A 23585-nucleotide genomic window follows, 5' to 3' on the forward strand; every position below is an offset into this window, starting at 1 on the left:
ACATGGACTGGCTCTATCCGTTTTCCTTTCTCATCGGCTCGATTCTGGTGCTGATGGGGCTGGGCCTGCCGGTGGCCTTTGCGTTCTTCGCCACCAACATCGCCGGCCTGTTCCTGTTCTTCGGCGGCGCGCGCGGCGTGACGCAGATGGTCTCCAACTTCTCGGATGCGATCACCACCTACGCGCTGGCGCCGCTGCCGATGTTCCTGGTCATGGGCAGCCTGTTCTTTCGCTCGGGCCTGGGCGAGAGGGTCATTCAGGCGCTCGATCTGGCGGTCGGCAATCTGCGGGGGCGCTTGTCGCTGGTCACGCTGGGCGCGGGTGCCGTCTTTGCCGCGCTGTCCGGTTCAAGCCTGGCGAACGCCGGGATGATGGGCAGCCTGATGGCGCCCGAGATGCTGAAACGCAACTACAAGCCGCACATGGCCTATGGCCCGATCCTGGGCGCGGGCAGTCTGGCCGTGGTCATCCCGCCTTCGGCGCTGGCGGTGCTGCTTGGGTCGCTGGCCGAAATCAACGTGGGCGCGCTGCTGATCGCGGGGATCATCCCCGGCCTGATCCTGATGGTGCTGTTCGTCGGGCTCATCTTCGTGCAGACCGGCATCGACCCCGAGGCCGCCCCGCAATACCCGGTGCCCCAGGTCAGCGGCTGGACCAAGCTGCGGGCCGTGTCCCTGAACATCCTGCCGATGAGCTTTCTGGTCTTTTGCGTGGTTGGCACGATCATCCTGGGCATTGCCACCCCCACCGAAAGCGCCGCCCTGGGCTGCATGGGCGTCGTCGTGCTGCTGCTGGTCTATCGCAAGTTCAGCTGGGCCGTGATCTGGCGATCGCTGGACGACGCGATGAAGGTCACGGCGATGACCTTCCTCATCATCACCGCCTCGACCACCTTCAGCCAGATCTTCGCGTTTTCGGGGGCGTCGAACGGGTTCATCAGCACGATCACGGGAATCGACCTGGGGCCCTATGGCGTGTTGCTGATGATGATCGTCGTGATCCTGGTGCTGGGGATGTTCATGGACCAGGTGTCGATGATGCTGATCACCATTCCGCTGTTCATGCCCATCGCGCAGCTCTATCACTTCGACCCGGTCTGGTTCGGCCTGATGCTGCTGCTGGCCTTCGAGGTCGGGTTCGTCACGCCGCCCTTTGGCCTGCTGCTGTATATCGTGCTGGGCGTGGCGCCCGCGGGAACGTCGCTGCGCACCATCGCGCTGTCGGCGGCGCCCTATGTCTGCCTGACGCTGTTCCTGATCTTCCTGATCGCCATGGTGCCGCAACTGGCGCTGTTCCTGCCCAACATGATGGCGCCATGACATGAGCTTTGCCCTGGCGCTGTTCTATCACCCTGAGCCCGGCCACGAGGCACCGCCGGACGGGGCCGCGCTGCGGTCCCGGCTGGCGCAACTCGGGGGGTTGCAGGACGCCCTGATCTTCACACCGGCGGCCGCGCAGGATCGCTATGTGGATGACGGGCCGCCGCCGATGCTGGGCCTGCAACTGCATTTCGCCCGGCTCGAGGACCTCGAGGCCGCCGCCTGCGCTGGTGGCGAGGTGCAGGGTCTGGCGGGGCTGGCGGACCGCGCGCAACCGCGCGTCACCGCGCAGGCGTTCTGGCGGCGGCGTTGGCCCGTGCCCGCGCCCTGGGCGCCGGGCAGGACCCCGCCGCGCAGCTGTTCCTACGTGGTGCATTACCCCGGACCGGCCCGCGACCCCAACGCCTGGCATTCGCATTACATGGCGTCGCACCCGCCGTTGTTTCAGCAGATGCCGGGCATTCGCGGCATCGAGATCCTGACTCCGGTGGACTGGGTCAGCGGATTGCCGTTTGAAAAGACCGGCTACCTGCAACGCAACCGGGTCGAATTCGATACGCCGCAGATGTTGCAGGCGGCGCTGCAATCCCCGGTGCGCGACGCGCTGCGCGCGGATTATCACAACTTTCCACCCTACGAGGGGGGCGCGGCGCATTTCCCGATGTGGACCGAACGTTTCAGCCCCGCGGGCTGAGGCGGGTGGCGGAATCGCGATGGCCGGGACAGGGGGCGCGAGGCGTGGTCAGGCCCGTTCCAGGGCCTGGATGATCTGCCCGAAATCGTCCGCCTTGAGCGAGGCGCCGCCGACCAGCGCGCCGTCCACATTGGCGATGGCGAAAATGTCAGACGCATTCGCGGGGTTCACCGACCCGCCATAAAGCAACATCGTTGCGGCGTCGGGCACCGCGCGGCGCAGGAAATCGTGCACTTCCGCGATCTGGTCCCGGTCGGGCGTGCGGCCGGTGCCGATCGCCCAGACGGGTTCATAGGCGATGACGGTGTTCGACGCGGTGGCGCCGTCGGGCAGGGACCCGGCCAATTGCGCGCCGATCACGCCCAGGGTTTCACCGGCGTCACGCTGGGCCTCGGTCTCGCCCAGGCAGACCACCGCGACCAGCCCGACCTGCCAGGCGGCGCGGACCTTGGCCGCCACGTCGGCGTCGGTTTCGCCGTGGTCCGCCCGCCGTTCCGAATGGCCCACGATCACATGCGACGCGCCCGCGTCGGCCAGCATGGCGGCCGCGATATCGCCGGTGTGCGCGCCTTTGGGCGCGGCGTGGCAATCCTGCCCGCCCAGCGCCACGGCGCTGCCTTTCAGGGCCTCGGCCATCGGCGCCAGCAAGGTCGCGGGCGGACAGAGCAGCACCCCCACCGAGGGCGCGGGATGCGCGGCGGCCAGCGCGCGCGCCTCGTCGAGATGGGCGCGCAGCCCGTTCATCTTCCAGTTGCCGGCGGCGAGTTTGCGTCTGCTCATGGACCTCTCCCTGTCTTTCCCCCGTGTTACCGCGCCACCCCCCTCAGGCCAAGCCCGCAACGCGTCGAACCCTTGTTCGAAGCCCCTTGCTGCGGTATCGAGACGCACGAACCAGCACGAGGATTGACCCATGCCGCACTATCGTTCCCGTCGATCCACCCACGGGCGCAACATGGCCGGGGCGCGCGGCCTCTGGCGCGCGACCGGCATGACCGACAGCGACTTCGGCAAACCGATCATCGCCGTCGTGAACTCGTTCACGCAATTCGTCCCGGGGCATGTCCACCTCAAGGACCTGGGCCAGATGGTCGCCCGCGAGATCGAGGCGGCCGGCGGCGTGGCCAAGGAATTCAACACGATCGCGGTGGATGACGGCATCGCCATGGGGCACGACGGGATGCTCTATTCGCTGCCCTCGCGCGAATTGATCGCCGACAGCGTGGAATACATGGTCAACGCCCATTGCGCCGACGCGATGGTCTGCATCTCGAACTGCGACAAGATCACGCCCGGCATGATGATGGCGGCGATGCGCCTGAACATTCCGACGATCTTCGTTTCGGGCGGCCCGATGGAGGCCGGAAAGGTCCAGATCGGCGATCTGGTGAAATCGGTGGACCTGATCGACGCGATGATCGTCGCCGCCGACGACAGCTATTCCGACGAACAGGTCGATGCGTTCGAACAGAACGCCTGCCCGACCTGCGGGTCGTGTTCGGGGATGTTCACCGCCAATTCGATGAACTGCCTGGCCGAGGCGATGGGCCTGGCGCTGCCGGGCAACGGGTCGATGCTGGCGACCCACGCCGACCGCAAGGCGATCTTCCTGGAGGCCGGGCGCCGCATCGTCGAGATCACCAAGGCGCATTACGAGCGCGACGAACCCGGCTATCTGCCGCGCGAGGTCGCGAGTTTCGAGGCCTTTGAGAACGCGATGTCGCTGGACATCGCCATGGGCGGTTCGACGAACACCGTGCTGCACCTTCTGGCCATCGCCTACGAGGGCAAGGTCAACTTCACCATGGACGACATCGACCGGCTCAGCCGCAAGGTGCCGGTGCTGTGCAAGGTGGCGCCCTCGGTCGCCGACGTCCATATGGAAGATGTGCACCGCGCCGGCGGGATCATGGGCATCCTGGGCGAGATGTATCGCGGCGGACTCTTGCATGGCCACGCGCGCACGGTGCATTCGGCCACCATGGCCGAGGCCCTTGCGAAATGGGACATCAAGACCGCGAACGATCCCAAGGTGGACGAATTCTACCGCGCGGCCCCCGGGGGGGTGCGCACCACCCAGGCGTTCAGCACCGAAAACCGCTACAAGACGCTGGATGCCGACCGCACCAAGGGCGTGATCCGCACGGTCGAAAACGCGTTTTCAAAGGATGGCGGCCTGGCGGTGCTGTTCGGGAACATCGCCGAGAACGGCTGCATCGTGAAGACGGCGGGCGTGGACGATTCGATCCTGAAATTCTCGGGCACGGCCAAGGTCTATGAATCGCAGGACGCGGCGGTGAACGGCATCCTGACGGGCAAGGTCGCGGCCGGCGAGGTCGTGGTGATCCGCTACGAGGGGCCGCAGGGCGGTCCGGGGATGCAGGAGATGCTGTATCCCACCAGCTACCTGAAATCGAAAGGGCTGGGCAAGGCCTGCGCGCTCCTGACCGACGGGCGGTTCTCGGGGGGGACCTCGGGGCTGTCGATCGGCCATGTGTCGCCCGAGGCGGCCGAGGGCGGCCTGATCGGTCTGGTCGAGACCGGCGACCGCATCGACATCGACATCCCGAACCGCACCATCCACCTGGCGGTCGATGACGCCACGCTTGAGGCGCGGCGCGCGGCGAAGGGCGCCTTGCCCTGGAAACCGGCCGAAATCCGCAAGCGTGCGGTGTCCACCGCGCTCAAGGCCTATGCGATGCTGGCATCCTCGGCCGCCAAGGGCGGCGTGCGTATCCTGCCGGGTGACGAGTGAGCCCTGCATCGGGGCGCCCGCGGGGCGCCCCCATCGCCCGGGGAACGCGCGGCGCGTCCCGCTTGGCGCCGCCCGCCCGCCCCATGCATCGGGCGAGCCTGCCCATGATCCGCCGTCTGGCCCCCTAGTTGGTCCTCTGTCTCTGGTCGGTGCCCGCGCTGGCGCAAACCGTCCAGCACCCGATGATGCACAGCCACGGCGCCGATGGCACGGGGCATGACGAGGTGACGATGCCGGGGCTTCGCGGCCGCGGCGCGACGCCTGCGGAAAGCGCCGATCTGGCGGTGATGTTCCGCAACTACCAGACCTTGACCCGCGGGGTCGTGGAACGGCCCAACGGCATCCGCACGCTCACCCGCGCCGCCGACCCCGCGGTGATGGAGGCGCTGACGCGCCATGTCGCGGGGATGATCCAGCGCGTCGCGGAGGGCCGCGATCCGCAGATCGTGATCCAGAGCCCGACACTGGACATCTTCTTTGCCCGCCCCGGCGCGATCACAACCGATATCGCGATGACCGACGCGGGGATCGTCGTCACCCAGACTTCGACCGATCGCGACATCGTTGCCGCGCTGCACACCCACGCGGCCGAGGTCAGCGACATGGCCGCGCGCGGCATGCAGGCGGTGCACGAGCGCCTGATGCGCGACGCCGGGCATCAGGTCGCGCGCGCGCCCTTCTTTGTGCGCAAAATATCCCGGGGGTCCGGGGGCTGGCCCCCGGCGGCGTCAACCCGCGCCTACTCGGCCGCTTTCGAGGCGTCCATCCGCGCCTTCAGCGTTTCGACGTCGTCGAACTTGACGCTTTCGCCGCAACCGCAGGCTTCGGACACGTTCGGGTTGCGGAACTTGAAGCCGCTCTCCAGCAGCCCGGTCTCATAGTCGATCTCGGTGCCGAACAGGAACATCTGCGCCATCGGCGCGATAAGGACGCGGGCCTCGCCCTGTTCGATCACCGCTTCATGCGGTTCGACCGATTGGGCAAAGTCCATGGTATATTCCATGCCCGCGCAGCCGCCCTTCTTGACGCCGATGCGCAGACCCATCGTGCCGCCCTTGGCCATGAGCCGCGCGATATGGCGCTCGGCGGCGGGGGTCAGGGTCACGGGGGATTTTCCCGGAATGCCGAACATGGTGCTTACATGAACCCCAGTTCCAGGCGGGCCTCGTCGGACATCATGTCCATGCCCCATTGCGGATCAAAGGTCATCTCGACCTCGACATCCTGGACGCCGGGCACGATGCTGACGGCGTCCGAAACCCAGCCCGGCATCTCGCCCGCGACGGGGCACCCCGGGGCCGTCAGGGTCATGACGATATGCACCACCGACCGGTCGTCAATGGCGATCGTGTAGACCAGTCCCAGATCATAGATGTTGACCGGAATTTCCGGGTCAAAGACCGTCCGGCAGGCATCGACCACGCTGTCATAGAGCGGATGCTCGGTCGTCGAGGGGGCGATCAGCGGGGTGCCTTCGGCGGCATTGGTGGCAGGCGAGGCGTCCATACGTCCCTCATTCAATTCCTGAGCGAAGATATAAGATTATGCCTGCGGTGCGTAAAGGGGGCGGGGGCAGATTCCCCTCAGCGGCGGTTTTCGTCCAGGAAATGGCGCACCATGACGGGGGTTGCCAGCGCATAGGCGGCCTCGAGCGGCAGCGCCAGATGGGCGGACAGGCAGGCCCGCCCGTCGCGGATCGGCGCCGCGTTGCGCTGCGCCAGGCCCTGGGCCACCTCGGTGACGCGCGCGCCCAGGGCGTCCCGCGGCACGACCTCGTTCACCAGTCCGACACGCAGGGCCCAGTCCGCGCCCCGGTCCTCGCCCGTCAGCAGCAGTTCGTTCACCGCCTTGCGCCCGATCGCGCGCGACACGGCGACGGCCGGCGTGGTGCAGAACCCGCCGTTGCGCACGCCGGGCAGGCAGACCGTGGCGGTGTCGGCGGCATAGGCAAGGTCGCAGGCGGCGACCAGTTGCAGACCGGCGGCGGTGGCGATCCCTTCGAACTGCGCGATGACCGGCACGGGGCATTGGGCGACGGCCAGCATCAGCGCGGCGCAGGCATCGAACAGGGCGGTCAGATAGGCCGCGCCCCGGTCGGGGTCAGCGCGGTGGCGGGCGATCTCCTTGAGATCGTGACCGGCGCAAAAGATCCGCCCGGGTCCGTGGATCACGATCACCCGCGCCTCCGGCACATCGAGCGCCCCGTGCAGGGCGCGGATCATGGGCAGGGACAGCGGATGCGCGACCCCGTTGCCCAGCGTGAGGGTCAGGACGCCGGCGTCCAGCGCAGAGGAGACGAGATCGGTCATCGCGGCAGGATGCGACGGGACAGGCCGCTCTGGCAAGAGGGCGCGGCGCGCGCTAAAGGGGCAGGCGAAAGAGAGGCCCTGCATGAGCGAACGCTTTTCCTTTACCCTGAACGCGACCGATGGCGCGGCGCGCACCGGCGTCATCCACACGCCCCGCGGCGAGATCCGGACGCCGGCCTTCATGCCGGTCGGCACGGCCGGCACGGTCAAGGCGATGATGCCCGAAAGCGTGCGCGCGACCGGCGCGGATATCCTGCTGGGAAACACCTATCACCTGATGCTGCGGCCCACGGCCGAGCGCATCCATGCCCTGGGCGGGCTGCACCGCTTCATGAACTGGGAGCGCCCGATCCTGACCGATTCGGGCGGGTTCCAGGTGATGTCGCTATCCAGCCTGCGCAAGCTGACGGAAGAGGGCGTGCGCTTTTCCAGCCATATCGACGGCTCGAAACACTGGCTGACGCCCGAACGCTCGATGGAGATCCAGCGCCTGCTGGGTTCGGACATCGTCATGGCGTTTGACGAATGCCCCGCGCTTCCCGCCGATGAAAAGCGCGTGGCCGAATCGATGCGCCTGTCGATGCGCTGGGCGCAGCGTTCGCGCGATGCCTTTGGCGACCGGCCCGGCCACGCCCTGTTCGGGATCATGCAGGGCGGCGTCACGCCCGAGCTGCGCGCCGAAAGCGCCGAGGCGCTGGTGAAGATCGGTTTTGACGGCTATGCCGTCGGCGGTCTCGCGGTGGGCGAGGGGCAGGCGGCGATGTTCGGTGTGCTCGATTACGCGCCCGGCCAGCTGCCCGCCGACAAACCGCGTTACCTGATGGGGGTGGGCAAGCCCGACGATATCGTGGGCGCCGTGGAACGCGGCATCGACATGATGGATTGTGTGCTGCCGTCCCGGTCGGGGCGGACGGGGCAGGGCTGGACGCGGCGGGGCGCGGTCAACCTGAAGAATGCGCGCCACCGCGACGATCCCCGGCCGCTGGATGCCGATTGCACCTGCCCGGCCTGCCGGAACTACGCGCGCGCCTATCTGCATCACGTGGTTCGCGCCGACGAGATCATCGGCTCGATGCTGCTGACCTGGCATAATCTGCACTATTTCCAGACGTTGATGCAGGGCCTGCGGGACGCGATCCGGGATCATCGGTTGGCGGCCTTCGTGGCCGAGTTTCACGCGCTGAGGGCCGAGGGCGATATCGAACCGCTGTGAGCGCGGGCCGGCCCGTCGCGGCGGGTCACATCCGCCGGATGCGCAGCCGGGTCAGACGGTTTTCCATCCGTTCCACCACCGCGAAGCGGAAGCCGTGGAACTGGAACACCTGCCCGGCCTCGGGGATTGCCTGCGCTTCGTGGATCACCAGGCCGGCGACGGTGTTCGCCTCGTCGTCGGGCAGGGTCCAGTCCATCGCGCGGTTCAGGTCGCGGATCGTCATCGCGCCGTCGATCTCGATCGCGCCCGAGTCGAGCCGCGTGATCGGGTCTTCGGTCGGCAGGTCATGCTCGTCCACGATTTCGCCGACGATCTCTTCCAGGATGTCTTCGAGCGTGATCAACCCCAAAAGCGCGCCGTATTCATCGATCACCAGCGCGAAATGGCGCCGTTGTTGCAGGAATTGCTGCATCTGTTCATCGAGCGGCGTGGTGTCGGGCACGAAATAGGGCGCCCGCGCGACGCTGAGGATGTCCAGCGTCTCGATTGCGCCGAAATGCCCGCCGGCCTCGGCGACCAGTCGGTGAACCTCGCGCATCAGGTCGCGGGAATGGATCACCCCGACGATGTTCTCGGGTTCGTCGCGCCAGGCCGGCAGGCGCGAGTGCGGCGAGTTTACCGACTGGGCGATGATCTCGGCCACCGGGGCGTCGATGTTCACGGTCTCGAGCTGCGAGCGGTGCAGCATCACCTCCTCGACCGTGCGGGTGGACAGGTCCAGCGCCCCCAGCAGGCGGTCGCGGTCCTCCTTGTCCACGGTGCCTTCCTGGTGGCCCAGGGCCAGCGTGCCGGCAATTTCCTCATGGTAGGACAGCACCGCGCTGTCGGGGTCGGTGCGCACGCCCACCAACGCCAGGATGCCGCGCACCAACATGCGCACCGCGCTGACCACGGGGGCAAAGACCAGGACGATCAGCCGGATCGGCGGCGCCACGCGCGCCGCGGCGGTTTCCGGGTTGGTGATGGCGTAGGTCTTGGGCAGGACCTCGGCAAAGACCAGGACCAGCACGGTCATGATGAGCGTCGCCAGCGCGACCCCCGAATCGCCGAATAGCCGCGTGAACAGCGCCGTCGCCAACGATGCCGACAGGATGTTCACCAGGTTGTTGCCCAGCAGCACCGAGCCGATCAACCGCTCGCTGTCTTCGGTCACGTTGAGCGCGGCTTGCGCGCCCTTCGATCCCTTGTCCGCCTGCGCCCGCAGCTTTGCCCGGGACGAGGCCGTCAGCGCGGTTTCGCTGCCCGAGAAAAAGGCGGACAGGATCAGAAGCGCCAGGATCGCGGCGCTGGTGGTCCAGAATGCGGTGTCGAAAGTGGTCATGGCTCACTCGGTGGGATGGTGCGCCAAGATAGGGGTGCCGGGGTCGCCTGCACAAGGGTCGCGGCGGTATCGGCAACGACAATGCCCCGCGGCCGGCGGCAGCGGGGCGTCAGGTCGGGCGCGGAACGGTGGGGATCAGCCGCCCCAGGTGCGGACCGGGCCGCAATCGACATGCGTGAAATTCGAGCGCGAGTAACGGCCAACGCCGCCGGCATTGCACGCCAGCGCCGCGCGGGCGATCTGGCTGACCGAGCGGTTGTCGAGCCGCACGTCGGCCGCCTGGCCGACCATGTGCCGCGAATTGCGCGCGACACCGCTGGAGCGGCGGCGCAGCATGGCATTGGTTTCGGGCGACCGGTAGCCCGACAGCAGCATGTACGGTTCGCTCACGTCCAGAATGTTGTGCGTGGCGGCCAGAATGTCCAGCGTTCGGGTGTCGATGCGGTGGCTGCGGTCGATGCGCCAGTCGCGGAAGAACTGGTCCACTTCGGTCAGGACCTCGGGGATATACTCGCCATCGACCCAGTAGATGGCATCCAGGCGTTCGCCGGTCCGGCCCGAATACATCTTCAGGCGGCGGATGTCGCCGGCGCCACGGTTGAAGGCAAAGGCCTTGGACATGCGCGGGGCGGCGGTGATGGCGGTCGCGGCAAAGATGCCCAGCAGGGCGCGCCGCGAAAATCCGGGATTAGCGGAGGTCGACATTCTGGTTCTGTCCCATCCCAATACTGCGTTCGAGCCGTTGAGGCCTTGCTTCATCACGGTTTCCCTTCTGGGTCTTGCGCCCGGGCCGTGGGCCTGATGGCAAACCGATCATGAAGATTTTCGTCTTCTGATGCGTCTATGCCACAACAAGCCGCTTGGCCCAAGCACGGAGTCGGTGATCGGGGCGGTCCAACGGCAAAATAGGCGGGAATTCGCTGAAAATGCGTTAAGCGCCCTCTTTCCCGGGCCTTTCCAGGATCTTGCAAGGCAAAGCTCATGCAATTTCGGGGACGAATCGCGGCCTGTGGCGGTGCGTTGCGTCGGGCGTTCCCGCGTGGGTTGCGGCGCGCGGGGCGAGCCGGTGGAATTTGCCGAGCGACAAAGGGAATCGCGGGCTGTCGCAATTGTGAATCGACCTGCTTTCTGCGATCTTGGCACAATTCCGTGATTGTTCGTGAACCTTTGGGCAGGTTCGCGCGACTCACGGGCATCAGACACAGACCTTGACGGAGGCCGGAGATGAGGATTGCGGGACGGATGGCGCCAGGACTGCGCGCGGCGGTCATGGCGGTTGCTCTCGGGGTGACCGCTGTCGCGCCGGCGGCGCTGTTGGGGCCGGGGCAGGCCCTCGCGCAAACCTTTCCGGCGTTTCGACAGGCGCTGGCCGAAGGCGCGGCCGAAAACAGCGCGCTGGCCGCCTATTACCGCGAGAACGGCTTTCAGCCGATCTGGACCGGGGCCCAGGACGCGGCGCGGCGCACCGCGCTGGTCTCGGCGCTGAGCCGCGCGGCCGAGCATGGCCTGCCCGTGGCGCGCTATGACCTGCCCGGTCTGCTGGCGGCTTTCAACGGCGTCGAGACCGAGCGCGACCGCGGCCTGGTCGAGGCGCGCGCCTCGCTGACGTTCCTGCAATACGCGCGCGACATCCATTCGGGCGTGCTGGAACCCTCGACCATCATTCCCGACATCGTGCGCCAGCTTCCGCGTCCCGATCCGACGCAGTTGATGCATGATTTCGTCAACGCCGAGCCGGTCAGCTTCATGCGCAACCTGGCGCCGTCGTCGCCCGAATACGTGCGCCTCTACCGTGCCAAGCACGACCTCGAGACGCAGATCGCCCAGGGCGGCTGGGGGCCGCATGTCCAGGCCGGATCGCTTGCGCCCGGCGACCGTGGCCCGGCGGTGGTGCAACTGCGCAACCGTCTGATCGCCATGGGTTTCCTGCCGCGCAGCCCGTCGGCGCAATATGACGCGCGGATGCAGGCGGCGGTGCTGGAGTTCCAGAATTCCGTCGGCATCGAGGCCGACGGCGTCGCCGGTTCGGACACCATCCGCCAGATCAACGTCGATCCCGAGGACCGCCTGCGGCCGATCGTCGTGGCGATGGAGCGCGAACGCTGGCTGAACATTCCGCGCGGCGACCGGCACGTCTGGGTGAACCTGGTGGATTTTGTCGCCCGCATCGTCGATTTCGACCACGTCACCTTTGAAACCCGTGCGGTGGTCGGCGCGCGCGGCACCCAGACGCCGGAATTCTCGGACGTCATGGAATACATCGAGATCAACCCCGACTGGACCTTGCCGCGGTCGATCGTCGGCGAATACTGGGGCGCTCTGACCTCGGGCGGGGCGCAGCACCTGCAACTGATCGACAACCGCGGCAACGTCGTGCCGCGCGAATATGTGGACATCGGCGCCTATTCGCCCACCACGCTGCCGTTCGAGGTGCGCCAGCCCCCGGGGCCGGGCAACCCGTTGGGCGAGGTCAAGTTCCTGTTCCCCAACCCCTACGCGATCTATCTGCACGACACGCCCTCGCGGTCGCTGTTCGGCCGCCCGGTGCGGGCGTTCTCGCACGGGTGCATCCGCCTGCAACGGCCGCGCGACTTCGCCTTCGAGATCCTGCGCCCGCAAGAGCCGGACCCCCAGCGTTTCTACATGTCGGTGCTGAACTCGGGCCGGCAGACCCAGGTCAACCTGGTGACGCCGATCCCGGTGCATCTGGTCTACCGGACGGCGTATACCTCGGTCGATGGGCGCATGAACTACCGCGATGACGTCTATGGACGTGACGCGCGTCTTTATGACGCCCTGATCAGTGCCGGGGTGGAAGTGGGCGCCTGAGCACGCTACATCGGTCGGGCGTCGAACCCGTCGCCCGACCGGAGGTTTCCCATGCAGCACCGCGTTTCCGATATCGCCGCCGCGCTGGGCGCGCGGTTCGAGGGCGTGGGCGACCTGACCGTCACCGCCGCCGCCGAGCCGAGCGTGGCCGGGCCGTTCGATCTGGCCCTGGCCATGGCGCCCCGCTATGCCGAGGGGCTGTCGCAAGGCCGGGCCCGCGCCGCGATCCTTTGGGAAGGCGCGGATTGGCGCGCGCTGGGGCTCGAGGCGGCGATCTTTGCCCCGCGCCCGCGGCTGGCGATGGCGGTCCTGACCCGCAGTTTCGATCCCGGTCCGGTGCTTGCCCCCGGCATCCACCCCAGCGCGGTGATCGACACCTCGGCCCAGATCGGCCCGGGCGCGGCGATCGGCCCCTTTGTGGTGATCGGCGCCGACGCGCGGATCGGCCCCGAGGCGCGCATCGCCGATCACGTCAGCATCGGCGCGGGGGTGCAGATCGGGGCGCGGGCCCTGATCCTGTCCGGGGTGCGGATCGGTGCGCGGGTGCGGATCGGCGACGATTTCATCGCCCAGCCCGGGTGCGTGATCGGCGGCGACGGGTTCAGTTTCGTGACCGAGGATCGCTCGCGCGTCGAAGAGGCGCGCCAGTCGCTGGGCCAAAACGCCGAAGCCGCGCACCAGGCCTGGTTGCGGATACATTCGCTGGGCGCCGTGCGTATCGGCGACAATGTCGAGGTGGGCGCGAATTCGACCATCGACCGGGGCACGATTCGCGATACCGTGATCGGCCGGGGCACCAAGATCGACAACCTTGTGCAGGTCGGTCACAACGTCATCGTGGGCGAGGATTGCCTGCTGTGCGGGCAGGTCGGCATCGCCGGCTCGACCCGGATCGGCAACCATGTCGTGTTGGGCGGGCAGGCCGGGGTGGTGGACAACATCTCTGTCGGCGACGGCGTGGTCGCGGCGGCGGGCACGCTGATCACGTCGAACGCGCCGGCCGGGCGGATGCTGATGGGCTCGCCCGCCGTTCGCATGGACCAGAATGTCGAGATATACAAAGCCCAGCGGCGACTGCCGAGAATCCTTGCGCAATTCGCCGAGCTTCAGAAAACTGTCAAGAACCTGGTGGAGAAGGGTGCGGGTGGCGAATCCTGACCAGGAGCAGACGGAATGGACGGCGCATATTTGACCGCAAGCGACAATCTCGACAGCCGGGTGATCGCGATCCTGGCGGCGCAGGCCCTGCGGGAGCCCTCGGGGTTGACCGCCGGAACCACGCTGGAAAGCCTGGGCATAGACAGCCTGGGCCTGGCCGAGATCATTTTTGCCATCGAGGAAACCTTTGACGTGACCGTGCCTTTCAACGCCAACGAACCCGAGGGCGAACTGCTGGACCTGCGCACGGTCGGGTCGGTCTGCGCCGCGGTCACGGCCCTGGTTCGCGATCAGAAGGATTGAGATGACGCGGCGCGTGGCGATCACCGGGGCGGGGACAGTCAACGCGCTATCGGCCGACGTGCCGGGCACTTTCGCGGCGCTGGCCGACGGACGGGTGGCGATCGGCCCCCTGGATTTCCCCGATGTCGAGCGGCTGAGCATCCGCATCGGCGCGCCGGTGCGGGACTGGCAGCCCGAAACCCTGTTCACCCGCCAGGAGCTGGCGCTCTATGACCGGGCGGTGCAATTCGCGGTCGAGGCGGGGGGCCAGGCCGTGGCGCAAGCCGGTCTCGTGCTGACCGAGGGCGAGGCGTTGCGCGCCGGCGTGGTCATGGGCACCGGCGGCGGCGGCTACACGACCATCGACGACGCCTATCGCGCGGTGCATGTCGAGGGCAAGAACCGCGTCCACCCCTTTACCGTGCCGCGCCTGATGCATCCGGCGGCGGCGGCGCATCTGGCGATGCGGCACGGGCTCAAGGGTCCGGCGTTCACCGTATCGACTGCCTGCGCCTCGTCCAACCACGCGATGGGGCTGGCGTTCCAGATGGTGCGTTCGGGCGCGGCGCCGGTGATGCTGACCGGCGGCGCCGAGGCGACCTTGTGCTTTGGCGGGCTCAAGGCCTGGGAAGGGTTGCGCGTCATGTCGCCCGACGGCTGCCGTCCCTTTTGCGCCAGCCGCAACGGCATGGTGCAGGGCGAGGGGGCCGCGGTCTTCGTGTTCGAGGACTGGGACCGCGCGACCCGGCGCGGCGCGGCGATTCTGGCCGAGGTGACGGGCTTTGCCATGACCTCGGACGCCTCGGACATCGTGCTGCCCGATCCCGATGGCGCGGTGCGGGCGATGCGCGGCGCCCTGGCCGATGCCGGGCAGGGCGCCGAGGGCGTCGGCTACATCAACGCCCATGGCACCGGCACCGCGGTCAACGACCGGGGCGAGGTCCAGGCGATCCGCACGGTGTTCGGCGATGCGCCGCCGCCGGTGTCCTCGACCAAGTCGATGCACGGGCATCTGCTGGGCGGGGCGGGGGCGGTCGAATTGCTGGCGGTGTTGATGGCGCTGGGCGATGGGGTCATCGCGCCGACCGCCGGCTGGCGCCAGGCCGATCCCGATTGCGCCATCGACATGGTCCCCAATGACGCGCGCCGCGCCCGGGTGGACGCGGCGCTGTCGAACGCCTTTGCGTTCGGCGGCCTGAATGCCTGCCTGGCGGTGCGGCGGGCCTAGTTGTTCTGCGACCGCTGCGCGGCGGCAGCGTTCGACAGGCGCGTCTGAAGATCCTCGTAGGCGGCGGTGAAGCCCGACAGCGAGACGGTCAGCGACACCTCCTGATCCACCGCGACGAAGGGGCGCATCAGCAAGGTCGCGTTCGATCCCGCCTTCATCGCGTCCACTTCGTCGGCCGACAGGCCCATACGGACCAGGCAGCCCACGACGGAACACACGCGGAAGGGTTCGACGCGGATCTGTTCGTCGGCGGGACGGTCGCCGATATACCAGGCCAGCCCCGCCGGCAGGAAGGTTTCGAGCGGCGTGGTCACCGACGCCCCGGCCGAGAACTCGGCCCCGAGGGGCAGTGCAGCGATGCTGATCTCGGCCGTGGGCGAGCCCTGGGCGTCGTTCAGAAGCTGATACATCTCGCAGGCGCCGGTGGGGCCGTTGGCCTCTTCCGGGGGGCAGATGATCTGCCACGAGCCATGGGTCGCGGCGACAAAGGGTTGCGGCGCGGCGGGTTGCGACTGCGCCGGCGCCGGGGTCTGGGCGGGCGCGGCGGACCCGCTGTCCTGCGCCATTGCCGACGAAGCGGCGAGCAGCGCAGCCGTGGCCAGACCCGGAAGCAAGGCAAAACGAAGCGTCATGAACATGTCCTCTGAAACGGTTCGGTCGGCAGCGGGTTAGCACGAACCCGCGCCCAAGTCAGGTGAAATCCGCGTCACCGGCGGCGCGCCGCCCATGGTCGGCGCAGGTCAGCCAACGCGATCCCGGGGGCGTTTCAGGGCCGGCCCGGGGCCGGTCGCACCTGCTGCGAACCGCATCGTCGCGGGCAAAAGCGAAAGGGGCCCGCAAGCTGGACCCCTTTCGACTTTTTTGCTCCCTGTCGGACTGGCCGACTTATGGGTTCGGACGCTAGGGGCAAATTTGCGATGCGTCAACAGGAAATCACCAAAACGCGAGTGCGCCCCCGCTTCGCCCCGCAAGTCGCTGAAACGGGGTCATTTCTCGGGCAGGGCGGCGTTTCTTGCGGCACTGTCGAAAGGGTCAGGCCGCTTTCGGGCGCATGGCCAGCCAGATCAGCGCACCGCCGGCCAGCACCAGGAACGGCAGCATGGCCAGGTTGACCATCTGCCAGCCGGTCTGCACGTCCGAACCCGAGCAATTCATCAACTGCCCCGAGCTGATCGACGCCACGGTCACCCCGCCGAAGACGATCGCATCGTTCACGCCCTGGATGCGCCCGCGCTCGACCCCGGTGTGGGCGCGCGCCAGCATCGTCGTGCCGCCGATGAAGCCAAAGTTCCAGCCGATGCCCAGCAGGATCAGCGCCACGAAGAAGTGTTGCAGGTCCAGACCGCTCATCGCCACGGCGCCGGCGCCGGCCAGGATCACCAGTCCCAGCGCGACGATCTTTTCCACGCCGAACCGCGCGATCAGGTGGCCCGTGAAGAACGACGGCGCATACATGGCCAGCACGTGCGCAGAGACGATGTCGGCCGCGTTCGAGGTCTGGTATCCGCAGCCCACGACCGCCAGCGGGGTCGAGGTCATCACCAGGTTCATCAGCGCGTAGCTGACGGTCGCGCAGATGATGGCGACCACGATCACCGGTTCGCGCAGCAGTTCGCCGCGGCTGCGACCCTCGATCGGGGCGTCACGCGACACCTGTTGCGGCATGGGAATGTCGAGGAAGGCGAACAGCCAGACGCCGACCAGGTTGACCGCGATCACCCCGAAATAGGTGCCCAGAAACGGGATCACCATCGCGTCCGAGGTCACCTTGACCAGTTGCGGCCCGATGATCGCGCTGAGCAACCCGCCGGCCATGACGTAGCTGATCGCCTTGGGCTTGAACGCGTCCGAGGCGGTGTCCGTCGCGGCGAAACGGTAGAACCCCTGCGCCGACATGTAGACGCCCGTGAACAGCGCGGCGATGACGAACATCCAGAACGAATGGTTCAACAGTCCGAAGGCCGCGATGATGGCACCGAAGCAGCCCGCCGCCGAGCCCAGGACAAAGCCCGCGCGCCGCCCGCGGCGCTGCATGAAGGCCGACATCGGCGTCGCCGACAGCATCGAGCCCAGCACCGCCGCCGAGATCGGCAGGGTCGCCCAGCACGGGTTGGGCGCCAGCGACTGGCCGGCAAGCCCCGCGGTGGTGAAGATCATCGGCATCTGGGCACCCAGGATGGCCTGGGCGGCGACCAGAACGGTCACGTTGCGCTTGGCGCGGCGGTCGTCGGGGGCGGTGAGCGTGTTCATGGCCTTGGCGTAACCTGCGCGTGTCGCGTTGAAAAGAGGAATTGTTCACACGGTAAGGAAATGCGCTCGCGCCCAGCCTGCCGCACCTCGGACGAGGCGGCGAGCGGGGCCCGAAACGAAACCCGGTCCAGGCCCGGCGCCTCGGCGGGGGTCGTGCCGGGCCGGCGCTGGCGTCACCCTTTGAGGGCGGCGATGTCGGCGGGGGTGCCCACGGGCTTTGTCGTGGCCTCGCGGCTGATGCGTTTGATCATGCCCGACAGCGCCTTGCCCGCGCCAATCTCCCAGAACTCGGTCACGCCGTGGTCGGCCATCCACGCGACCGATTCGCGCCAGCGCACCGACCCGGTGACCTGGTCCACCAGCAGGCTGCGCAGGGTTTCGGGGTCGCTGACGGCTTCGGCACGGACGTTGGCCACGACCGGCACCCTGGGGGCGGCAAAGGTCACGCCCGCCAGGGCCTCGGCCATGGCGTCGGCTGCGGGCTGCATCAGCGCGCAGTGGAACGGCGCCGAGACGGGCAGCATCAGCGCGCGCTTGGCGCCCCGGGACTTGGCCAGATCGACCGCGCGTTCGACGGCGGCCTTGTGACCGGACACGACCACCTGCGCGGGGTCGTTGTCGTTCGCGGCCTGGCAGACCTGATCCTGCGCGGCCTCGGCCGCGATCTCGGCCGCGGTGGCGAAATCCAGCCCCAGCAGCGCGGCCATCGCGCCCACGCCGACCGGCACTGCGGATTGCATCGCCGTGCCCCGGATGCGCAGCAGGCGCGCGGTGTCGGCCACGCTCAGCGTGCCGGCGGCGGCGAGGGCCGCGTATTCGCCCAGGCTGTGCCCCGCGACATAGGCCGCGTCCGTGATCGCGAACCCTTCGGCTTCGAGCGCGCGCATCGCCGCGAGCGAGGTCGCCATCAGCGCCGGCTGCGCGTTCGCGGTCAGCGTCAGCGTCTCGATGTCGCCGTCCCAGATCAGCGCCGACAGCGGTTCCCCCAACGCCTCGTCCACCTCGTCGAAGATCGCCTTGGCGGCGGGATAGGCCTGGGCCAGATCGCGGCCCATGCCGATGGTCTGGGCACCCTGGCCGGGGAAAACGAATGCGCGGGTCATGGGGGTCTCCGTCAAGCTGGACTGGGGAGAGTGCATAATCCCCTTTCCCCGCCTAGGGAATCGGAAAAACGGGGCGCAGGGTCGCCGCCCGGGCCCGGCTAGCCCGCATAGAGGTAGTCGCGCGTCAGCGGCACGGCCTCTTGCCGGCGGGCGAGTTGCACCTGAAAGACGCATTGCCCGGCGTGGCGGAAGGTCTGCTCGGATGCGACCAGGTAGAATTTCCACATCCGCACGAACCGCTCGTCATAAAGCCGCGCGGCCTCGTCGCGGCGGGCCATGAAGCGGTCGTGCCAGTGGCGCAGGGTCCGGGCGTAGTGCAGGCGCCAGACCTCGACATCGGTGGACACGAGGCCCGTGTGCTCGATCGCCGCCATGGTTTCCGACAGCGCCGGGATGTAGCCACCCGGAAAGATGTATTTGGCGATCCAGGGGTTCGTGGACCCGGGCGGGGTGAAGCGGCCGATGGTGTGGATCAGCGCCACGCCGTCCGGGGTCAGCAGGTCGTGCACCTTCTGGAAATAGGTGCGGAAATTGGGCGCGCCCACATGTTCGAACATCCCGACCGAGACAATGCGGTCGAATGGGCCCGTCACCGCGCGGTAGTCGGTCAGTTCGAACCGCACCCGGTCGTTCAGCCCCGCCGCCTGGGCCCGCTGGCGGGCGATCTTGAGCTGTTCCTCGGACAGGGTGACGCCGGTCACATCGACGCCGAAATCGCGCGCCAGCGTCAACGCCATGCCGCCCCAGCCGCAGCCGATGTCCAGCACCCGCATCCCGGGTTCGAGCCCCAGCTTGCGGGCGATATGGGCCTTTTTCTGCGCTTGCGCCTGTTCCAGCGTGTCGTCGGGCGTCCGGAAATAGGCGCAGGAATATTGGCGGTCCTCGTCCAGAAACAGATCGTAAAGCGCCGCCGACAGGTCATAGTGATGCGCCACATTGCGCCGCGCGCGCCGCGCCTGGTTGCGCTGGCTGATCCCGCGCGTCAGGTCGCGGATCGTCTGCCGGGCGCGGTTTGCGGCGCTGTCGTGGCCCAGCATGATGTTGCGCAGCACGAGTTCCAGCAACCCGTGCAGATCGTCGCCCGCAATGGTCAGGGTGCCCTGCATGTAGGTTTCGCCCAGCGCCAGATGCGGATTGGTGGCCAACTGGCGCAGCGCGTCGGGCGTGTGCACATGAACGGCGACCACAGGCGCCCCGGTGCCGTAACGGCGTGTCGTGCCGTCCGGTGCCGTCAGGTCGAGCGTGCCGGTCTTCACCAGCCGCGACAGGAATCGGTCGATCCATCGATTCCACATGGCGGACCCCCACAATCCGAGTGAATTCGTTGTTACACAAGTGTAATGCGGTGGCGCCATGCGTCAAGGGAACCGTGCGGCGCCTGCGGGCGGGCGGTGCTTTGTGCCTTGCGCGTGGGGCGATTCCCGCTATAAGGCCCCATCCCGCTGCATCCCACGAATCCGGCGCAGTCTCTCGTGGGCGGGCGCGGCGGGGCGTAACGCCCGCCTTGTGAAATGCGCCTCGACAGTATTGGAGACCACATGCCTCTCTACGAGCATGTCATGATTGCGCGTCAGGACCTGTCCAACGCGCAGGCGGAAGGGCTGATCGAGCACTTCTCGACCGTGATTTCCGACAACGGCGGTTCGATCGTCGGCACCGAATATTGGGGCGTCAAGACGATGGCCTACAAGATCAACAAGAACCGCAAGGGCCATTACATGTTCCTGCGCACCGACGCGCCGTCGGCGGCGATCCTGGAAATGGAACGCCTGGCGCGCCTGCATGACGACGTCATGCGCGTGCTGTCGGTCAAGGTGGACGCCCACGAGGACGGCCCCTCGGTGCAGATGCAGAAGCGTGACGAACGCAGCGATCGTGGCGATCGCGGCGACCGCCCGCGCCGCTGATCCGGTCTTGAAGGAGTAAACCCCAATGGCCACCAAACCGTTTTTCCGTCGCCGCAAGGTCTGCCCGTTCTCGGGCGAGAACGCGCCCGCCATCGACTACAAGGACGTGCGCCTGCTGCAACGCTACATTTCCGAGCGCGGCAAGATCGTGCCCGCCCGTATCACCGCCGTTTCGGCCAAGAAGCAGCGCGAACTCGCGCGCGCCATCAAGCGCGCCCGCTTCCTCGCCCTGCTGCCCTATGCCGTGAAGTGAGGACACCGTCATGCAAGTGATTCTGCTGGAACGCGTGGCCAAGCTGGGCCAGATGGGCGACGAGGTGAAGGTGCGCGACGGTTTCGCCCGCAACTTCCTGCTGCCGCAGGGCAAGGCCCTGCGCGCGACCGAAGCCAACAGGCAGGTGTTCGAGGCGCAGAAGGCGCAGCTCGAAGCCCGCAACCTGGAATCCCGCGCCGAAGCTCAGGCGCTGGCCGACAAGCTGGATGGCACCAGCTATGTCGTGATCCGCTCGGCCTCGGACGCCGGGGCGCTCTATGGCTCGGTCACGCCGCGTGACATCGCCGAGGTCGCCACCGCCGAGGGCTTCTCGATCGACCGCCGCCAGGTGGTCCTGCTGGCGCCGATCAAGGCGCTGGGCGTGCATGACCTGACCGTCGTGCTGCACCCCGAGGTTTCGGCCTCGATCAGCGTGAACGTCGCCCGTTCGCCCGAAGAGGCCGAACTTCAGGCCTCGGGCAAGTCGATCCAGGAACTGGCGGCCGAAGCCGAAGCCGCGGCCGAGTTCGAAATCGCGGAACTGTTCGATGACATCGGCGGTGCCGCCGACGAGGACGACTCGTAAGCTCGAGCCCGACACAAAGTGTTGCACGGGGCGCGCATCCACGGGGATGCGCGCCCCGAATGTTTCCGCTGCCCTTGTTCGGTGGGCCCGCGTGCCCTATTCTTGTGCTCAACATCACGATTTGTGCATTTGATTGCCGGAGGGTTCTCGATGGCGCTGCCAATGACCGCAAGTCCCGAAGAGCCCATTGACGCGACCGACCGCGATCCCGGCGCGACCAGCGGCGATTGCGCATCGCGCCCGATCGACGACATGGTCGATCAGGCCCAGGCGGCGGCGACCTTTCTCAAGGCGCTGGCGCACGAGGGGCGGCTTCTGATCTTGTGCTACCTCTCGTCCGGCGAGAAATCGGTGACCGAGCTCGAGCATCTTCTGGGCTCGCGCCAGGCGGCTGTCAGCCAGCAACTGGCGCGTCTCAGGCTGGAGGGGCTGGTGACCTGCCGGCGCGAGGGCAAGGCCATCTACTATTCCTTGGGCGACCAGCGCGCGGCACAGACCATCGGGCTGATGTATGACATGTTCTGCGGCCGCACGATGGACGAGATCGAAGCCGCGCGCGCCTGATCCGCGCCTGCCGCTACGGCAAGAGCCGCGGATTGGCCCTTGCGAATTGGGCCGAGGGGCGCAAAGCTTGACCTGTTGATCAACCGCACCCCGCCAACGGGGGCCAGCAGGGGGCTTGTCCTATGACCGACCGTTTTCCGTTTCTTCGCACCCTGGCTGCGGGCGCCGCGCTGGCCATTGCCCTGGTGGGCGGGGCGGCGCAGGCGCAGGACACGGGCACCGTGGACGACGCGCGTCTGGTCCATCCCGGGTTTCTGACCGTCGGCACCTCGGACCCGGTCTATCCGCCGTGGATGATGAACGATTCGCCCGAATCGGGCGAGGGGTTCGAGAACGCGCTGATCTATGCGCTGGCCGCCGAAATGGGCTTTGCGCACGATCAGGTGCAGTGGGTGCGGCTGACCTTTGACCAGATCATCGCACCGGGCGACAAGCCGTTCGATTTTGCCATCAACCAGGTGTCCGTCACCCCCGCCCGGGCCGAGGTGGTCAGCTTCAGCCAGGTCTATTACCAGTCCGACAAGGCGGTGATCGCGTTGCCGGGCTCGCCGGTGATCGGCGCCACCAGCTTTGCCGATCTGCGCCAGGCTCGTTGGGGTGCGGCGATTGGCACGACCGACCTGATCTACCTGGAGACCGTTCTGGGTGTCGGCGATGTCGCGGTCTACGACGACCAGGTCGGGGTGTTCCAGGCGATGCAGGCCGGGCAGATCGACGCCACCGTGGCCGCGGTGCCGACGGCCCTGTTCGCCACCGCCGTGCAGATCCCCGAGGCCTCGATCGTGGCGATCCTGCCGCCGGACGCCCATGACGAAGGCCACGGCCTGCTGTTCCAGAAAGACAATCCGCTGGTGCCCTGGGTCGATGCGGCGCTGTCGCGGCTGATCGAACGCGGCACCGTGCAAGAGCTGGTGAACACCTGGCTGGTTGCCGACCCGTCGCTGCCCGTCATCACCGAATGATCCCCCGACAGCCCACGTCGCCCCCGCCGCCGCCCCGGCGGCGGGGGTTCGACTGGCGCACCGCGCTGGTGCCGACGCTGATCGGGGGCGCCTGCATCGTCGTCGTGTTCGGCGGGCTGGCCTGGCTCATCGCCATCAACCCGAACTGGCCGCGCATCCAGGCGCAGTTCTTCAGCCTGGACCACATGCTGGCGGCCTTGCCGCGCGTGGCCCGGGGCTTTGTCACCAACATGACGGTCTGGCTGATCGCGCTGGCCTGCATCGCGGTCTGGGCGTTGGTGCTGGCGGTGGTGCGCAGCCTGCGCGGGCCCTGGTTCGCGCCGTTCCGGCTGATGGTGATGCTTTACATCGACCTCTTTCGCGGCCTGCCGGCGCTGCTGCTGGTGATCCTGTTCGGCTTCGGCATTCCCGCGCTCAGGCTGGGGGGGCTTCCGAACTCGGGCCTGTTCTGGGGCGGGGTGGCGATGGTGCTCAGCTATTCCGCCTATGTCTGCGAGATCTACCGCGCCGGCATCGACGCCGTGCACGAGGGACAGCGCGCCGCCGCCCGCGCGCTGGGCCTGACGGAATGGCAGGCGATGGTCTACGCGATCCTGCCGCAGGCGCTGCGCAACGCGGTGCCCAGCCTGATGAACATCGTTGTCGCGCTGCAAAAGGACGTGGCGCTGCTGTCGGTGATCGGGGTGCGCGACGCGGTGCGCGAGGCGCAGATCTACACCGCGACCACGTTCAACTATTCCTCGCTGGTTGCGGCGGCGCTGCTGTTCTTGCTGGCGACGATCCCGATGGCGCGGCTGGCCGACTGGATCACCCACCGCGACCGCGTGCGGCGCTTGCAGATCGCGGACTAGGCCG

Annotated in this window: 24 protein-coding genes; 14 read left to right on the top strand and 10 right to left on the bottom strand. The window is 67.7% G+C overall.

Translation table 11 applies throughout. The features are described 5' to 3' along the window. Positions 1-2: 2 nt before the first annotated feature. On the top strand, positions 3-1319 hold the full coding sequence (locus H6900_08765; protein MCC0073367.1) for a TRAP transporter large permease subunit: 1317 nt from the start codon (positions 3-5) through the stop codon (positions 1317-1319). A gap of 1 nt (position 1320) precedes the next feature. Further along, complete coding sequence (locus H6900_08770) at positions 1321-2013, top strand: EthD family reductase (protein ID MCC0073368.1); 693 nt, start codon at positions 1321-1323, stop codon at positions 2011-2013. 48 nt (positions 2014-2061) lie between these two features. Here H6900_08770 and H6900_08775 read toward each other — a convergent pair whose 3' ends face one another. After that, the gene (locus H6900_08775; GenBank protein MCC0073369.1) at positions 2062-2793 is read right to left on the bottom strand and encodes a triose-phosphate isomerase; all 732 of its coding nucleotides are present in this window, start codon (positions 2791-2793) and stop codon (positions 2062-2064) included. A 130-nt stretch (positions 2794-2923) separates the two neighbouring features. Here H6900_08775 and ilvD point away from each other — a divergent pair, with 130 nt between their 5' ends. Next, positions 2924-4765, top strand: a complete 1842-nt coding sequence (gene ilvD, locus H6900_08780; GenBank protein MCC0073370.1) for a dihydroxy-acid dehydratase — start codon at positions 2924-2926, stop codon at positions 4763-4765. A gap of 739 nt (positions 4766-5504) precedes the next feature. Here the strand turns inward: ilvD and H6900_08785 are convergent. The 3 genes from H6900_08785 to H6900_08795 form a co-directional block, all read right to left on the bottom strand. Beyond that, positions 5505-5897, bottom strand: a complete 393-nt coding sequence (locus H6900_08785) for an iron-sulfur cluster assembly accessory protein (protein MCC0073371.1) — start codon at positions 5895-5897, stop codon at positions 5505-5507. A gap of 5 nt (positions 5898-5902) precedes the next feature. Continuing rightward, complete coding sequence (locus H6900_08790; protein ID MCC0073372.1) at positions 5903-6271, bottom strand: SUF system Fe-S cluster assembly protein; 369 nt, start codon at positions 6269-6271, stop codon at positions 5903-5905. Positions 6272-6348: 77 nt separating this feature from the next. Beyond that, positions 6349-7074 (bottom strand): enoyl-CoA hydratase/isomerase family protein, encoded by a 726-nt coding sequence (locus H6900_08795; protein MCC0073373.1) that lies wholly within the window; start codon positions 7072-7074, stop codon positions 6349-6351. Between the two features lie 82 nt (positions 7075-7156). On the opposite strand from H6900_08795, the gene tgt reads away from it, so the two are divergent. Further along, positions 7157-8287, top strand: coding sequence for a tRNA guanosine(34) transglycosylase Tgt (tgt, locus tag H6900_08800; GenBank protein ID MCC0073374.1), 1131 nt, complete (start codon positions 7157-7159; stop codon positions 8285-8287). Positions 8288-8312: 25 nt separating this feature from the next. Here tgt and H6900_08805 read toward each other — a convergent pair whose 3' ends face one another. After that, positions 8313-9608 (bottom strand): HlyC/CorC family transporter, encoded by a 1296-nt coding sequence (locus tag H6900_08805; GenBank protein ID MCC0073375.1) that lies wholly within the window; start codon positions 9606-9608, stop codon positions 8313-8315. Between the two features lie 135 nt (positions 9609-9743). After that, complete coding sequence (locus H6900_08810; GenBank protein ID MCC0073376.1) at positions 9744-10313, bottom strand: DUF882 domain-containing protein; 570 nt, start codon at positions 10311-10313, stop codon at positions 9744-9746. Positions 10314-10850: 537 nt separating this feature from the next. Between H6900_08810 and H6900_08815 the strand changes: the two genes are divergently transcribed. Genes H6900_08815 through H6900_08830 form a run of 4 tightly spaced genes read left to right on the top strand, consistent with a single transcriptional unit; the run spans position 10851 to position 15105 of the window. Beyond that, on the top strand, positions 10851-12437 hold the full coding sequence (locus H6900_08815; GenBank protein MCC0073377.1) for a L,D-transpeptidase family protein: 1587 nt from the start codon (positions 10851-10853) through the stop codon (positions 12435-12437). A 51-nt stretch (positions 12438-12488) separates the two neighbouring features. Beyond that, on the top strand, positions 12489-13595 hold the full coding sequence (lpxD, locus tag H6900_08820; protein MCC0073378.1) for a UDP-3-O-(3-hydroxymyristoyl)glucosamine N-acyltransferase: 1107 nt from the start codon (positions 12489-12491) through the stop codon (positions 13593-13595). A gap of 15 nt (positions 13596-13610) precedes the next feature. Then, positions 13611-13898, top strand: coding sequence for an acyl carrier protein (locus H6900_08825; protein ID MCC0073379.1), 288 nt, complete (start codon positions 13611-13613; stop codon positions 13896-13898). A 1-nt stretch (position 13899) separates the two neighbouring features. Beyond that, positions 13900-15105: a beta-ketoacyl-[acyl-carrier-protein] synthase family protein gene (locus H6900_08830; protein MCC0073380.1), complete on the top strand. Its 1206-nt coding sequence runs from the start codon at positions 13900-13902 to the stop codon at positions 15103-15105. Here H6900_08830 and H6900_08835 read toward each other — a convergent pair. The 4 genes from H6900_08835 to H6900_08850 form a co-directional block, all read right to left on the bottom strand. Next, on the bottom strand, positions 15102-15737 hold the full coding sequence (locus tag H6900_08835) for an invasion associated locus B family protein (protein ID MCC0073381.1): 636 nt from the start codon (positions 15735-15737) through the stop codon (positions 15102-15104). The genes H6900_08830 and H6900_08835 overlap by 4 nt on opposite strands. Before the next feature lie 400 nt (positions 15738-16137). After that, a complete protein-coding gene (locus H6900_08840; GenBank protein ID MCC0073382.1) occupies positions 16138-17355 on the bottom strand; it encodes an MFS transporter in 1218 nt (405 codons plus the stop codon). A gap of 173 nt (positions 17356-17528) precedes the next feature. After that, positions 17529-18458 carry an ACP S-malonyltransferase gene (gene fabD, locus H6900_08845; GenBank protein MCC0073383.1) on the bottom strand — a complete coding sequence of 310 codons (930 nt, stop codon included), beginning with the start codon at positions 18456-18458 and terminating at the stop codon, positions 17529-17531. A gap of 98 nt (positions 18459-18556) precedes the next feature. After that, positions 18557-19753, bottom strand: coding sequence for a class I SAM-dependent methyltransferase (locus H6900_08850; GenBank protein ID MCC0073384.1), 1197 nt, complete (start codon positions 19751-19753; stop codon positions 18557-18559). 243 nt (positions 19754-19996) lie between these two features. Here H6900_08850 and rpsF point away from each other — a divergent pair, with 243 nt between their 5' ends. From rpsF to H6900_08880, 6 genes are all read left to right on the top strand, one after another. Then, a complete protein-coding gene (rpsF, locus tag H6900_08855; protein ID MCC0073385.1) occupies positions 19997-20365 on the top strand; it encodes a 30S ribosomal protein S6 in 369 nt (122 codons plus the stop codon). Positions 20366-20390: 25 nt separating this feature from the next. Further along, entirely contained in the window at positions 20391-20618 is a 228-nt protein-coding gene (locus tag H6900_08860) for a 30S ribosomal protein S18 (protein MCC0073386.1), read from the top strand. Between the two features lie 10 nt (positions 20619-20628). After that, complete coding sequence (gene rplI, locus H6900_08865) at positions 20629-21204, top strand: 50S ribosomal protein L9 (GenBank protein MCC0073387.1); 576 nt, start codon at positions 20629-20631, stop codon at positions 21202-21204. A gap of 150 nt (positions 21205-21354) precedes the next feature. Then, positions 21355-21768, top strand: a complete 414-nt coding sequence (locus H6900_08870; protein ID MCC0073388.1) for a winged helix-turn-helix transcriptional regulator — start codon at positions 21355-21357, stop codon at positions 21766-21768. A 122-nt stretch (positions 21769-21890) separates the two neighbouring features. Continuing rightward, a complete protein-coding gene (locus H6900_08875; protein ID MCC0073389.1) occupies positions 21891-22730 on the top strand; it encodes an amino acid ABC transporter substrate-binding protein in 840 nt (279 codons plus the stop codon). Then, entirely contained in the window at positions 22727-23581 is an 855-nt protein-coding gene (locus H6900_08880) for an amino acid ABC transporter permease (protein ID MCC0073390.1), read from the top strand. Before H6900_08875 ends, H6900_08880 begins: the two co-directional genes overlap by 4 nt. Positions 23582-23585: the final 4 nt, after the last annotated feature.

The sequence above is a fragment of the Rhodobacter sp. genome (genome assembly GCA_020637515.1).
GTDB lineage: Bacteria > Pseudomonadota > Alphaproteobacteria > Rhodobacterales > Rhodobacteraceae > Pararhodobacter.